The organism is Acrocarpospora corrugata (genome assembly GCF_009687845.1).
GTDB lineage: Bacteria > Actinomycetota > Actinomycetes > Streptosporangiales > Streptosporangiaceae > Acrocarpospora > Acrocarpospora corrugata.
In genome coordinates this window covers 16,599-30,370 of sequence record NZ_BLAD01000082.1, presented here as the reverse complement: position 1 = coordinate 30,370, position 13,772 = coordinate 16,599, and the positions used below count along the sequence as shown (strand labels likewise).

General features: G+C 67.5%; 10 protein-coding genes. 8 read left to right on the top strand and 2 right to left on the bottom strand.

Going from position 1 to position 13,772, the window contains the following annotated elements:
• Nucleotides 1-26: 26 nt before the first annotated feature.
• Complete coding sequence (locus Acor_RS46445; RefSeq protein ID WP_155340600.1) at nucleotides 27-512, bottom strand: SbtR family transcriptional regulator; 486 nt, start codon at nucleotides 510-512, stop codon at nucleotides 27-29.
• A gap of 329 nt (nucleotides 513-841) precedes the next feature.
• Between Acor_RS46445 and Acor_RS43535 the strand changes: the two genes are divergently transcribed.
• The 7 genes from Acor_RS43535 to Acor_RS32250 all read left to right on the top strand — a co-directional run bounded on the left by Acor_RS43535 (nucleotide 842) and on the right by Acor_RS32250 (nucleotide 11,570).
• Complete coding sequence (locus Acor_RS43535; protein ID WP_218034610.1) at nucleotides 842-1,651, top strand: hypothetical protein; 810 nt, start codon at nucleotides 842-844, stop codon at nucleotides 1,649-1,651.
• A gap of 136 nt (nucleotides 1,652-1,787) precedes the next feature.
• The gene (locus Acor_RS32275; RefSeq protein ID WP_155340564.1) at nucleotides 1,788-2,135 is read left to right on the top strand and encodes a DUF6247 family protein; all 348 of its coding nucleotides are present in this window, start codon (nucleotides 1,788-1,790) and stop codon (nucleotides 2,133-2,135) included.
• Nucleotides 2,136-3,207: 1,072 nt separating this feature from the next.
• Nucleotides 3,208-3,483 (top strand): DMT family protein, encoded by a 276-nt coding sequence (locus Acor_RS32270; RefSeq protein WP_155340563.1) that lies wholly within the window; start codon nucleotides 3,208-3,210, stop codon nucleotides 3,481-3,483.
• A 148-nt stretch (nucleotides 3,484-3,631) separates the two neighbouring features.
• On the top strand, nucleotides 3,632-4,060 hold the full coding sequence (locus Acor_RS32265) for a hypothetical protein (RefSeq protein ID WP_155340562.1): 429 nt from the start codon (nucleotides 3,632-3,634) through the stop codon (nucleotides 4,058-4,060).
• Between the two features lie 108 nt (nucleotides 4,061-4,168).
• A complete protein-coding gene (locus Acor_RS32260) occupies nucleotides 4,169-7,522 on the top strand; it encodes a DNRLRE domain-containing protein (RefSeq protein ID WP_155340561.1) in 3,354 nt (1,117 codons plus the stop codon).
• Between the two features lie 27 nt (nucleotides 7,523-7,549).
• Nucleotides 7,550-10,870, top strand: a complete 3,321-nt coding sequence (locus Acor_RS32255; protein WP_155340560.1) for a LamG-like jellyroll fold domain-containing protein — start codon at nucleotides 7,550-7,552, stop codon at nucleotides 10,868-10,870.
• A gap of 94 nt (nucleotides 10,871-10,964) precedes the next feature.
• Complete coding sequence (locus tag Acor_RS32250; RefSeq protein ID WP_155340559.1) at nucleotides 10,965-11,570, top strand: DUF6461 domain-containing protein; 606 nt, start codon at nucleotides 10,965-10,967, stop codon at nucleotides 11,568-11,570.
• 229 nt (nucleotides 11,571-11,799) lie between these two features.
• Here Acor_RS32250 and Acor_RS32245 read toward each other — a convergent pair whose 3' ends face one another.
• Nucleotides 11,800-12,111 (bottom strand): transposase, encoded by a 312-nt coding sequence (locus Acor_RS32245; protein ID WP_246239438.1) that lies wholly within the window; start codon nucleotides 12,109-12,111, stop codon nucleotides 11,800-11,802.
• A gap of 335 nt (nucleotides 12,112-12,446) precedes the next feature.
• Here Acor_RS32245 and Acor_RS32235 point away from each other — a divergent pair, with 335 nt between their 5' ends.
• Complete coding sequence (locus tag Acor_RS32235; RefSeq protein WP_155340557.1) at nucleotides 12,447-13,682, top strand: esterase/lipase family protein; 1,236 nt, start codon at nucleotides 12,447-12,449, stop codon at nucleotides 13,680-13,682.
• Nucleotides 13,683-13,772: the final 90 nt, after the last annotated feature.

Genomic DNA, 13,772 nt, shown 5'->3' with positions numbered 1-13,772 from the left:
TTGATCAACCGAGGCGCACAGGCGCTTTATGCGGGATGAGTCGCTGGGGCTTCAAGCCGTGGACAGGCGCGGAGCCCATTACAGACGATCGAAATCATGCGCTGCCGTGCAGCGTCGTCGATGCCGTCACGTTCACGGGCCAGGCAGCCGACGACCAGCGCCTTGACGTCGGCGGTATCAACGTCCTGGCGTACCGCGCCGGCTTGCTGGGCCCTGACCAGCAGGCCGCGCAAGGCAGCCCCGAAATCCCGGTTCGCGGTCGATGCGGTGGCTTGAATGTCGAAGCCCGCGCTGCTGAGCGCGTCGCCGACCGAGTGGTCGGCTGCGCCTTCCTCCACCAGAACGGCGAAGAAGGTGAAGAAGGCAGTGGTCGCGTCCTTGTCGGCGGCGAGTTCGTCGGCGCGCTGGACGAGTTGCCCGATGCGGTTGAGGACGACGGCGCTGAACAGCTCCTCCTTCGTCGGGAAGTGCCTGCTGAGGGTGCCGGTGCTGACGCCCGCTCGCCGTGCGATCTCGCGTACGGAAACCGAGGCGCCGTGTTCGGCGAATGCGGCTCAAGAAGCCGCGCCTGATTGCGACGGCCGTCGGCGCGCTGGCGTCTGACCGGCCTGGATGCGGCTCGGTCGTCTGTCGCGCCCGGTTCTGGCTCGCCTGAGTGTCGTTCTTGTGCCATCGATGTCGATCCTAGACAGCAGTGCCGCCCGTCGCAGCGTCCATTGTCGATGGGCGGGACTGTGCGCCTGCCGATAATTCCATCCGTCCAGGTCACGGCCTTGCAGGACTTCTCTGGTACGCAGGCTTCGACTCCTGAAGAGGAGCCAGTGCGGCAGGATGACCGGTCGTGCTCCTTCGCCTGGCCTATCTCGCCGTCACGAACACCTTCGCGGCGCTGCGGTTGCTCCCGATGGGAGATCGGGACAAGGACGTCGAGATCCTCGCCCTGCGTCACCAGATCACCATCCTCGAACGGCAACTCGGCGTCGGTGCCAGGGCGAGGTTCGCGCCCGAGGACCGAGCCTTCCTCGCCGCCCTCCTGACGCCGCCGCCACGCGACGTCCTGCGCCGGCTGAGGCTCCTCATCCGGCCGGATACCGTCATGCGGTGCTACGCCGCCGCCGACCGGGGCGGGGCGGCGTTGGCGCTGCGCCGTGCCCAGTTCGAGCGCGACCGATGCCTGGCGATCTATCAAGCGCTGCAGGCGACGGCGTCGCCGGATCGCCGGCTGGAACTGCGGGTCTGGGCGCTGGAGCTGCTGCGTCATGATGCGCGTACGGCGCGGAGTGGCCTGACCGGATGGTGGCCTCCCTCCGTGCTGGTGGATGTGCTGTTGTGGGAGAACAGCGCTGAGGAGGCGTGGCAGGCAGCGCAGGAGTTCGGCGCCGTCGATCAACAGTGGCTGCGACTGGCTCGGCTGCGGGCGGAAACTCACCCTGCCGAGGCGATTCCCGTCTACGAGCGCCTGGCCGAGAGCGAGATCTCGCTGATGAAGAACGACGCCTACGCTGAGGCCGCCGATTTAGCCGCGCAAATCATCAGACTTTATGATCGTTTGGGCCAGGGTGCGGACGGACACGCCTACCTGGAGCGGCTACGCACCGTCCACAAGCGCAAGCGTAACTTCATGGCGGAGCTTCAGCGGCGCGGCCTTTGAGGTCCCGGGTCGACTCGTCGGTGCTGCGGATCATGAAGTAGCCGAGAACCTCGCCCAGTATGCTGACGCTGTAGGCGGGCTCACACAAGCGACAGTGACGTAATCTGTGAAGCGGACCAGCGAAAGGGGATTGCTCATGAGCGCTCAGCCGCACGAGCTGGCGAACGTGAGCTCACCCGTGCTGGACAGGAACTTGCGGTCGATCCGCGTGGCCTTGACCGTGCCGCAAGATCGCGAGGCTTTCGACGCAGGTCTGCGCCTGACTCTGGATGAAGTGCGTGCCACGCTCGATCTCGGCAAGCTAAACGAGTTCATCCATACCTGGTGGCTGATCGCCCACGACTCCATACACGACCCCGCAGGCCGCGAACGCATGTACGCGCACGCCGCACAGGTACAAGACCTCGCCGACCACGGACAAGCTGTGCCACGTGGAGACAGAACCTGGCGCGAACTACTCGCTGAACGCGGAGTGCAGGCATAGGTGTACTCGATCACCCAGCCGGATCCCATCGCCCAAGACCAGATCGCCGCTCTACCCCTTGATGCCGTCCGTTACCTTGCCGAAGTCTTCGCCCTGCTGGAGACGGCACCATGGGCCGGCAAGCCGTCCAAGCCGGAAGGAAATCTCCGGATCATGCCCTTCGGGACGGGCGGCTCGTTACCTACGTCGTGCTGGAACAACAGCGCGAGGTCTACATCGTCCGCGTCCAGTGGCTCTCTACCGCACAGCGTGTGGGGTGCGAAACCCGAATGTGGCCTCTGGTCTATCCACTTCGTCCATGCGGCCCGTCGGTGCTGTTGATCAGGCCGTCAAATATCTGTTGGCACCTCAGGGATTAGTCCGCTTTCCCCGGCAGTTCGGACACTCTGGCGTAAGATCCAAGGTCGAGAATACGTGATCGTGTTTCAGTAAAGCCGGATAGGGTAGCTGATGGTTGCTCGGTGGTTGCTCATGGGCATGCGACACTGGGCAACATCGCTCATCATCGTCGGGCATTTGACGGCGGCATATCCGGGCGAGATGATAGAAATGGATAGCCTACGGCATTGATTGACACTAAGAAATTCGTCTTTTAATCCGTAGGTTCAGGGTTCGAATCCCTGGCGCCCCACCACCTTTGACCCTGCGGTTTTACCCATTTCACTAGTTGCCGGATGACAGCGAGAGTCATCGTAGGACACATGTGAGTCACATTGGGATTGCTCGTGCCCCTTTCGCGGCACGAGGCGTCTGGCGTGCCGCGACCAGCACGAGCCGAGCGGTCTTTCGGGCGCTATCGTGGTACAGCTTCGGCAGTACCGACGCGTAGATGTCCGCGGTCACTACGATGCTGGCATGCCCGAGCAAGCCCTGTACCACTCGTAGGTCGTCTCCGGCGGCCAAGGCCAGCCGCATGTATCCCCAGGTCTGAAAGACAATGCTCCTCGCGGCGTCCGCGGGCATCCTTTACGGAATCCAGGACGTGCTGATCCGCGACTCCCTGGTGAGGCTGGAGTGAGCGGGGCAGGGGCCCAACTGGCTGCTGACCGCGTGGCAGCCGTACAGCCTGGTCATGGTCGCGGTGGTGGGCATCATGCTCAACCAGAGCGCCTTCGACACCACGCCGCTGCGCGTGTCCCTCCGGGCCGCCACCGCGGTGGAGCCGATCACCATTATCGCCCTGGGCGTGGCCATGCTCGGCGAGCGCCTGGGCGTGGACCCTCCCACGTTGGCGGGCCAGGTCGCGGGCCTGATCGCGCTGGTGACCGGCATCGTCATCCTCGGCCGCTCGCCGTTCCTGGCCAAGTCCGACCAGAACGCCTCTTGCCAGAACAGGGAACGGGGGTGATCCTGCGGTGCGGCGGGCGGATCTAGGATTGTGACGCATGTGGACGCGTTGTTCAGCTCCTGTGGCGCTTGTGCTGTTCCCGACGGTGATGGCGTACGTCGGAAGAGCACTCATCGCGATCACAGGGTTGTTTTATTACGACATATCCGTGCGGGACGGGATTGGGATCTTCTCGCTGGCGCAGGGGCTCGGCGTCGGGTACCTCGGTTCGGCAGTCTTCGACGTGGCCGTCGCCGTCCTGCACGTAGAGATCTTCACGATCGCTTTCGGGGTGCCGGTCGTCCTGGTGGTCGCCGCGCTGCTGTGGCGTGAACGCCACTTCACCAGGACCGTGGTCTGGCTGCTGGCCATCTTCGCGGTGACCAATCTCGGCGCTAACCTGGTCGCCCTGTTCTCGAATCTCTCGGTCTGCCCGCCGCTGGGTGACCACGAGTCCACCTGCTACCGGGGCGCCGGGGCGACCCCGTTCTTCCTCTACGCCCCGGCCTATGCCGTCGCCGCGTACCTGCTGGGGACTCACTCCATCGCTACAAAATCGTTCACCAGTTCGGATCCTATTCGCACGAAAGATCACTAATGTCAAGATTTCGATAAAGAATCTTGGATGTTAGCTTCCTTGTGCGCAATGTCCATGTGATCTCCCCGCACCACCGTGCGGTCTACAGGCATGCCCAAGGAGTGGTTTGTGAGTCTCACCGCGATGGGACAGCGTCCATCAGCGTCTCCACATCGACGAAAGGCCCGCGGCTTTCTCATCCCTGTCCTGGCGGCGTCGGTCACGCTGGCAGCCGGACTTTCCCCCGTTCCGGCGCAGGCGGCACCCTTACCGCCGTTACGCCTGGCCGGCGCCCCTGAGCCGAAACCCCCGGCGGAGGGGGGGCTGGTCGTCGACAAGTTCATCGCGTCCGCCAGGACCAAGGCCACCAAGGCCGGCGAGCGCGTCGAGATTCCCGAGCACAGGACCGAGTCCAGCACCGTCTACGCCAACCCCGACGGCAAGACCCTGCGCATGGAGCTCTACACCGAGCCCATCCGCGTGAAGAAGGGCGATGGGTTCGCCCCCATCGACACCACCCTGATCCAGCGTGACGGCGTTATCGAGCCCAAGGCCGTCCAGGGTGAGCTGGCCCTGTCCACGGGCGGCGACCGCACCCTGCTGCGCAGCGACTCCGAACGCTCGGCCGCCAGCGTGTCGGCCCCGTCCAAATTGCCCAAGCCCGTGCTGAAGGGCAACACGGCCACCTACCGTTCCGCGTACGGCCAGGGCGTGGACCTCCAGGTCACCGCCACCGCGACCGGATTCCGCCAGGAGATCGTCATTGGGAGCCGCCCCAGTGGGCCGCTTCGCTTCCGCCTGCCCGTGGACCTGCCGGAGGGCATGTCCTTCACCGCCGACGCCGCCAGCCGGCCGTCCCTGATGTCGGGCGGCGAGAAGATCCTGGACCTGCGCCCCGGCATGCTGCTGGACGCCGCCGCCGAGGCCCCGGCCGCCCCGATCGACGGCGGCCGTCTTGGTAAGGCCGCCGTCACCCTCGAGCCGGGCGCCTCCACCCTCGTGTACGCCCCCGACCCGGCCTTCCTCGCCGACCCCGCAGTCACCTTCCCGGTGACTCTGATGGCGGTCGACTCCGACTGGTGGGAGCCGGACATCTCCGACGGCGGCTCCGACACTTTCATCAACAACGATGCGTGGACGTACAGCGCCGACGGCTTCAACCTGGATCGCATCCTGGTCGGCAAGTCCAATAGTGGCTCCGTACGCTGGCGCAGTTACCTCAAGTTCCCCGACATCCCGCACGACTCGCCGCTGCGTCAGGGCACGGTGCAGAACGCGGACCTGACGCTGTGGAATCACCTGTCCAACAGCTGCGGCGACGCGGTTGGCTCCGGGGTCATCGCCCGGCGGATCACCTCGCCGTGGGACGAGTTGTCGCTCCAGTGGAGCGCGCAGCCGACGGTCACCAACGCGGGCTCGGACGACGAGCTCGGAGCCTACAGTCCTGACTGCGCGCTGGGCGGCTGGGCGGCCAAGGAGTGGTTTCTGATCCACTCGGTCAACGGGATCGTCCAGGAGTGGGCGGATGGCGCGCCCAACTACGGTTTCCAGCTCACCGCCGGGAACGAGAACGACCTGACCAACTGGCGGCGTTACCGTACCCAGGAGTACACCTGCTGCAGCCCGGGCGCCCACCCGCCGAAGCTGACCGTGGACTTCGAGCCGGGGCAGCGGCTGCGGCTGATGTTCGGCTTCGACCAGCGGCCTTCGGGCCTGCCCACCTACGACGAGGCCGCCGCGAACGCGCTCGAACCTGGCGATGAGGACCTGCCCCCGATGACGGTCGCCGACTCCATCGAGCACGACGACGCGCCAGGCGTCGCCTATGAGGTGCGCAGGAATAACCTGGAGCCGCTGGAGGGCGGCGAGTGGAGCGCCATGGATCCCGAGGTGGGGGACGACCAGCCACCGGCGGTGGTCGCCGTCAGCCCGGTGGCCGACTCCACCCAGGTGCCTGTGGACCAGCAGGTCACGGTCACGTTCAGCGAACCGGTGGATGAGGCCACGTTCAAGCTGAAGACGGCCGCCGGAGTCCCCGTCGCGGGCACGACGGCGGTGGACGAGGCCAGACTCCAGCTCACCTTCACCCCTGGCGCGCCGCTGGCGGAGGGCACGGTGTTCACGGCCGAGGTGGCCGGCGCCATGGATCTGTGGGAGAACACCCTGCCCACCCACACCTGGTCGTTCACCACCGTGGACGGCGGTGAGCGCGGGCGCTGGAGGTTCGACGAGGGCGAGGGGGAGACGGCTGCCGACTCCTCCGGGCGCGGCAAGGACGCGACTCTGAGCGGCACCGCGAACTGGATCACCGGCAAGGCCGGGAACGCGGTCTCCAACACGCAGGCCGAGGCGTTCGCGGCCGCGCGGGCGGAAGCCGTACGCCTAGGCAAGGCCGTCGAGGTCGCCGGGGCCACCACCGCGACGAGCGTCACCCGCGCCGAGCCGGACGGGAAACGTTTCACCACCACGATCACCTCGGGGCCGACGCGGACCCGCGTGGGCGGCGCCTGGATGCCGATCGACACCTCGCTGGTCGACCACGGTGACGCGCTGAAACCGAGGGCGATCGCCTCCGGCGCGAGCCTGGAGGTCTCAAGCGGCGGTTCCGGCGCGTTCGTGACCATGACCGCGAACGGGAAGAGTTACGCGCTGCGCTGGCCGTCGCCGCTGCCCAGGCCAACCGTCGAGGGCAACGTCGCCACCTTCGCCGACGCCGCCGGAGCGGGGGCCGACCTGGTCGTGACCGTGCTGCCGACCGGGTTCCGGCATGACGTGCTGCTGCGGGAACGTCCGGACAAGCCGCTGGAGCTGCGGATCGGTGTGGAGAACACCGGTCTGCGGCTGTCGGAGGGCAGGGGCGGACGGCTGCTGCTGACCGGCCGGAACGACAAGGTCGTGGCCTCGGCGCCCCGCCCGGTGATGTGGGACGGACGCGCGGATGGCCGCCGCCAGCTGGCCGAGGATCGCGCGGTGGACGCGGAGGTGGTGGAGCGGGCTGGCCGAACCGAGCTGGTGCTCAAACCCGACCACGCCTGGCTTTCAAACCCGAAGACCGTCTATCCGGTACGCATCGACCCCAGCACCACACTCCCTCTCCACCAGGACGTCGAAGTCGACTCGCTGAGCGACGAGGACTGGCCGGGCGACCCGACCGGCCCGTTCCTGCTGGCCGGGACGCAGAGCGGCAACCTCAAGTACCGCGTGCACCTAAAGTTCGACACTACCGGCCTGCCCGGCAGCACGGTCACGGCGGCTACCCTGTCGCTCAACAACATCGACGCCCCCAGCTGCGGCAACGCCGTGGGCGCGGGCATCCAGGTGCGTCGGCTCACCAGCACCTGGGACCCGGACAACGTCCACTGGGGCAACAAGCCCACCAGCACCACCGAGGACGCCCAGACCGTTACCAAGGCCATCAATCCGAACTGCGCCACCTGGCCCGGCCTGCTGCAGTGGAACGTTACCGGCATGACCCAGGACTGAGCGGCCGGCGCGGTCAACCACGGCCTGGTGCTTCAGTCCCCGACCGAGGCCAACACCAACAACTACCGGGTGTTCACCAGCGCCGACGACACCGACTTCGGGGTGCCGCCGACGCTGACCGTCACCACCAGCGGCCCCGCCTCCGCACCCGCGATCACTGGCCTGGCGATCAGCCCGGCCCAGCAGGTGGCCGGGGTGACGGTGACGAGTTCGCTCACACCGCAGCTGGCGGGAACCGTGTCCGACCCGGCCGGGGGCAACCTGACCGGCCAGTTCGAGGTCGAGCACGACCCGGCGGCGACCGGGCAGGGCAGCGGCCAGATCTGGACGGGGTCCTCAGGTGCGGTGGCCTCCGGCGGACTGGCGGCGGTGACCGTGCCGGCCGCGAAGTTCCAGGACGGGTGGCAGGTCCGCTGGCGGGCCCGCGCCGTCAACGCCGGAGCGGGGACGAACTCGGCCTGGTCGGCGTGGCAGCTGGCCACCGTGGACGTGCCCAACCCGACCGTCGGGTCGCTCCAGGTGACGCCGTCGCTCGTGGTGGGCGGCACGACGGTGACCACGAGCCTGACCCCGGATCTGCGGGCGACCGTCACCGACCCGGCCGGTCAGGCGCTGCGCGCCGAGTTCGAGGTCGAGCACGACCCGGCCGTCCCCGGGCAGGGCAGCGGCCAGATCTGGGCGGGCGGCGTGAACAACGTGGCGTCCGGAACCGTGGCCACGCTCGCCGTACCGGTCGGGGAGCTGACCGACGGGTGGAAGGTCCGCTGGCGGGCTCGCGCTGTCAACCAGGCGACCACGATCAGTTCGCCGTGGTCGGGGTGGCAGAACGTGACGGTCGATCTGCCCGATCCGGAGCCTGAGCCCTCGGTGACGGGTCTGCGGGTCGATCCGTCGCAGCAGGTGGCCGGGATAACCGTCGCCACCAGCCTGACCCCCGCCCTGGTGGCGCGGGTGAGCAACACGGTCGGCGGGACGCTGCGCGCCGAGTTCGAGGTCGAGCATGACCCGGCCGTCCCCGGGCAGGGCAGCGGCCAGATCTGGGCGGGGGGCGTCGACAATGTCGCCTCCGGCGCGGAGGGCAGCGTGAGCGTGCCCGCCGGAGAGCTCGGCGACGGCTGGAAGATCCGCTGGCGGGTCCGCGCGGTCGCGGGTGAGCTGGCCTCGGCCTGGGCCGACTGGCAGCACGTCACGGTCGAACCGCCCAAGCCGACGGTGCAGGAGCTGTCGCTCACGCCGTCGCGGGTGGTGGAAGGGACGACGGTCAGCGGCGCGCTGACCCCGTCGCTGGCCGCCCGGGTCAGCGACCCCGGCGGGCAGGCGCTGCGCGCCGAGTTTGAGATCGAACACGACCCGGCCGCCACCGGGCAGGGCAGCGGCCAGATCTGGGCGGGCGGCGTCGACAACGTGGCCTCCGGAACCGTGGCCACACTCGCCGTCCCCGCCGGAGAGCTGAGCGACGGCTGGAAGATCCGCTGGCGGGCGCGGGCGGTCTCCGGCCAGCTCAGCTCGGCGTGGGCCGGCTGGCAGCAGGTCACGATCGACATCGTCCACCCCGGCGAGGAACCGCTGGCGGTCACGGACGAAGCGGTCATCCGTACCGACGACAGCTTCACCGTCGCCGCGTGGCTGCGGTGGAACGACAAGGAGGGCGACTACCGCGTCATCGAGCAGCGGGGCACGAACCGGGCGCCGTTCCTGCTCGGCAACACCCCCCAGCACGGGCTGGTGTTCACGCTCGCCGACGGCGACAGCGCCGGGGCGACGGCGGCCGGAGTGCTCTCCGGGGTTGAGCCGCCGGTGGGCGAATGGTTCCACCTCGCCGGTGTCTACGACGCCGGCGCGGACACGGCCACGCTGTACTTGGACGGGGAGGCGATCGGCACGGCTCCGATCGGCTTCGATCCGTGGCACGCCGAGTCGGCCATGACCCTGGGCACCCGCATGCTGGGCGACCTGGACGAAACCCGCGTCTTCCAGCGGGCGCTGTCCGCCGAGGCGGTCACCGGGCTGCTGGCCGAAGAGCCCGCCGCCCGTACGGCTTTCGCCATCGACAAGACCCCGGAGAAGCCCGCGGCCGCGGCCGCCGCGAGCGTGGTTCCCGGGTTCGACTACGAACGGCACAACCTGGAAACCTGCAACGACAAACTGCGGCCCAGCGGGCTGGTCTACACGGCGGAAGGGTTCCGGGAGCTCAAGCCATACAGCGGCTGCTGGACCAAGTGGCTGGGCTGGGGCGAATGGGACGTCGACCGGAAGAAGTCCGTCGCCGCCGGACGGCCGATCCCCGTCCCCGACCCGGACGACGCCGTGGTCGCCGAGACGACCGTGGTCATGCACACCTACCTCGGCAACGCCGACGGGTCGGGCGTGGTCGGCGGCGGCTCCCACAATCCCCGGGACATCTCCGTCTGGACCGAGGTCAAGGACGTACGGGCCTTCGACGACGGCCAGCCGACGACCAATTTCGACAACGACTACATGAGACTGGAGGTCACCGCCGCCAAGGGCGAGGACAGCGGAAACTGCGTACGCAGGGCGAGCGACACCGACCGCCGGGCGAGGGTAAGCACGTGGAGGGCGGGCACCGCCTACGACGACTACGTGTTCACCTCCCAGCCCAAGGCGGGCGACGACGCCTCGATCGACATCTGTGAGATTTCCCCCAAGCTCTACTACGAGGACCGCTGGGGCCCCCTCGACGGAGAGATCGCGTTGTGGAACAAGCCCGAGAACCGCATCTACCGGTACAGCCAGGTCCCCCGGGTCCGCTGTGACAACAGCAAGATGGGGAACAAGGTTGGCTCGGACGACTACCGCCACAAGAAAGCGTGCGTGTTCGGCTCCGCCAACCGGATCTTCACCATGTCGCTGAGCGACACCGTCATCACCGGAGCCGCGTTCCACAACTTCATGGCCATGAACTTCCCCAACGCCACCCGCCCGGAGCGGCGCGACGAGGACGGCAACGTCCTCGACAAGGACATCCCCGGCGACTACGGAACGGGAACGGAACCCGAGGACAAGGACAACTTCCTGCGGCGCGGCACCGCCTCCCCCGGCAGCGCCGCCAAGGAGTGGTCGGATGCCAACCGCGCCAAGATCGTCACACCGTGCCGGCACGAGCGCACCCGCCTCGAAAACGAAGGAGTCACGGTCGCCGGCACCCTGGAATGCGATGAATTCCCCTACGCCAGCAGCAAAATGGGCGCCAAGGACGCCAACGGCAACTTCTCGATCATGTACATCCCGAAACTGCAGAACAACCGGCACGGGCGCTACCTGTCGGCGTTCTACTCGCGTTACCGCGTGGGCACTGATAACAAGTTCTGGGTGAGAGTCGTGGACTAGCCGATCCACGAGAATGATCGCGACACCGCTCTGGCGCGGCCGGCTTCCTGCCGCGCCAGAGCGTTTCCCTCCCCCATCCGAACAGGACTCGACCGTGGCTTTCCCCAACGAGCGTTACGACCTGCTCAACGAATACGAACTGCACGACTTCTTCGTCGGCGTCTGGTGCAAGGGCTTGAGCGTCGTCGAGGCCGCCACGCGGCTACGGGCCGACCTCGATTCGGCCACCGAGTGCGTGTGGGCGGAGATCGGCGACGGCCTGGACGGCCTGGACGCGGACGACGGCGTGGTGTGGATCGGCGAGCAGGCCCCCGGCTGGACGCTGATCATCCAGTACGAGGGCCTGCACATCGGGATGGGCGGACCGCAACGGGAGCTGTCGGAAGGCGGCGCGCTCCTCTACCTGGGCTGGCCGATGCTGGAAATGGAAGGCCCAGAGGACATGGAGTACGTGGTGGACGGGCGCGCGCTCACGAGCATCCCCCTGGCCGCACCCGACGTCAGGTTCGGCCCCGAGCCCGACGCGCTGAACCGCTACCTGGACGGGCTGCCCCTGAACCGGGAGACGGCGGTGGACGAGCGACTCGACGCCGCGTTCCAGCTCGTCGGCCGGATCACCGGCCGGGAACTGGACGCCGCCTGGCTCTACGGCAGCCACACACGATACGTCATCCCCGCCGCTGCCTGGGACCTGGAGTAGCGCAATTTTGGAGAGCAAACCGCACCATTGGCAAAGACAAAGCGGCCCTGCCCATTGCCTGACTATGGGATGGGCAGGGCCGTTGCCTCCGGGGAGAGACGCCCGCGATGCGAGGTCGGGCCTGATCGGCGTGGTAACCGCGGGCCCTCGACCTCTGTGAGTGGGTCCTCAACCTAACTGAAGCCAAAGGGTGAGAGAGGTGCGCCTGCCGAAATTCCGTCCATGCAGTTCAAGCGGCATGTGAGTACTCGTGGAGGACTCCGCCGAGCCGCTCTCTCCGGCGTATGGTCAAGCTCGCGATTCGCTCTTGATCGATGATCGGATCCGGGACGGGACGCAGTGGGGCCGCCTGGGCGAGGGCTTGGTGGGGCCGGGCCGTGTTGTAGTGCTGCAGGTAGCGGGTGAGCGTCCGGCGTAGATGGTGCTCGTTGAGGATGAGCATGCGGTCGAGCACTTCGCGGCGTAAGGAGCCGGTGATCCTTTCGCAGTGCTGCGCCTGGCCGAGTAGCCGGGGGCATCGCATATACACCGAAGCAGCCACCCTATGGACGGAGGTAGCCGGATTGATCACACAGGCTGGCGATACCGGCGACGCAGCGCACCTTACCCAGGCCAGCACAACCCTCCACGACCTCTCGCGAATAGATCATGACGCCATGCAGGCGCTGACCCGGGTACAGACGTGAGGCATCTACAACGAACGATGACGCCCTGAAAGGGTGATTGCACCACTATTAGTCGATCTTGTAGTGGTGGAGGGTATCGGCTCAGTCTGGATCTCCACATGTCGGTGGGCTGCGAGGTGGGCGCGGCCCACATTGCACCGGTCAGTTGCGAGGAAGAAGGTGACATCACGATCAGCTGACGGGAGATGTGATGATTCTCAGGCGAATCGCCGCAGCCATGACCTTGGTGGCGGGCCTGCTGGTGTCGGCGTTACCAGCGGACGCCTCCGCTTCGGTAACGCTGGAGGCGACCTACACGACCTCGCTGGAGAACGGCTGGGCGCTGGTGGAGCGCTACCGCGACAACTCCTCCGGGTTCCAGGCCGAGACCTATCCTTCCGACGGTCGGGGTGATCACTCTGGTCAGACCAAGCGGTTGTTCGGCGACGTCGCCCGGCCGCATTCCTCCAGATTCCTGCTCTACCACGCGCCCGGCTGGCAGAGCGGCACCAAGGCCACCCCGGTGCTGCTGGTCCACGGCGCCAACCAGACGGCCGACCTGGCCTGGGCCAACCCCAACGCCCGCGGGGCCTACGGCTGCGGCCAGGCCAGCTGTCCCACAACAGGGCTCATGCAGTATCTGGACGCGCGCGGCTACAAGGTCTTCGCGGTCGGGTTCCCGCACGTCACGGGCGAGGGCCACTACTGGGCCGAGCAGATAGCCGACGCGGTGGCCAAGATCAGGGCCAAGACCGGTGCGGCGCAGGTGGACGTGATCGGCTGGTCGAAGGGGGCCTTCAACGCGCGCATGTACGTCTCCTCGCTGCGGCAGCCGTGGGGCACGCCGTACGCGGGCGATATTCGCAAGCTGCTGCTGGTGGGCGGGCCGAACAAGGGTTTCGACTGGGGCTACCGGCACGGTTGGACCCACGATTTCGCGATATTTCCCGAATGTGGGGGAACGTTGAACGCGCCCGCCCCACACTCGAAGATGATCTGCTACGGCCTGTGGCGCAACCACCCCGAGCTGAGCTACGAGGGAAGCGCCTACCCGGGCTCGGACGACATGCTCTACCGCTGGGACAACGTCTACCCGCTGCCCGCCGCCGAACAGGACTGGTACACCACCTACTACGGCGGCACCGGTTTCTACACCTACGGCCGCGGCATCCAGTGGGCCATCGACCGTGGCTCCCTGGTCGCCCCGCTGATCGCCGCGGGCACCCCGGCGAGCGTGGCCGTCTACCAGCTGTGCGGCAACTCTCCGGACATGGCGCTGCTGCACAATGAGCACACCGGCCCCTCCGACGGCGCGGTCTTCGTCGCCAGCTGCACCGCCTCCGACGGCCTCACCACCCGAGCCGGTACGGCCACGCTAAGCCTCAACCACCTCAAACTCGGATGGTCCGCCACCGCGATGACCCAGCTCGCCACCTGGCTCGGCTGACGGATCCGAAGGCCGACCGCGGCCTCGGGATCACCTACGCTGCGCGTGCGGTGGCTGGGCTGGTCGTGCTCGTCACCGGGCACCCCGGGC

What these genes read in the sequence shown, in the direction of transcription:
- Acor_RS32275 (WP_155340564.1), top strand. Translation starts at nt 1,788, where the DNA reads ATGAGCGCTCAGCCGCACGAGCTGGCGAACGTGAGCTCACCCGTGCTG.
- Acor_RS32270 (WP_155340563.1), top strand. Translation starts at nt 3,208, where the DNA reads ATGGTCGCGGTGGTGGGCATCATGCTCAACCAGAGCGCCTTCGACACC.
- Acor_RS32235 (WP_155340557.1), top strand. Translation starts at nt 12,447, where the DNA reads ATGATTCTCAGGCGAATCGCCGCAGCCATGACCTTGGTGGCGGGCCTG.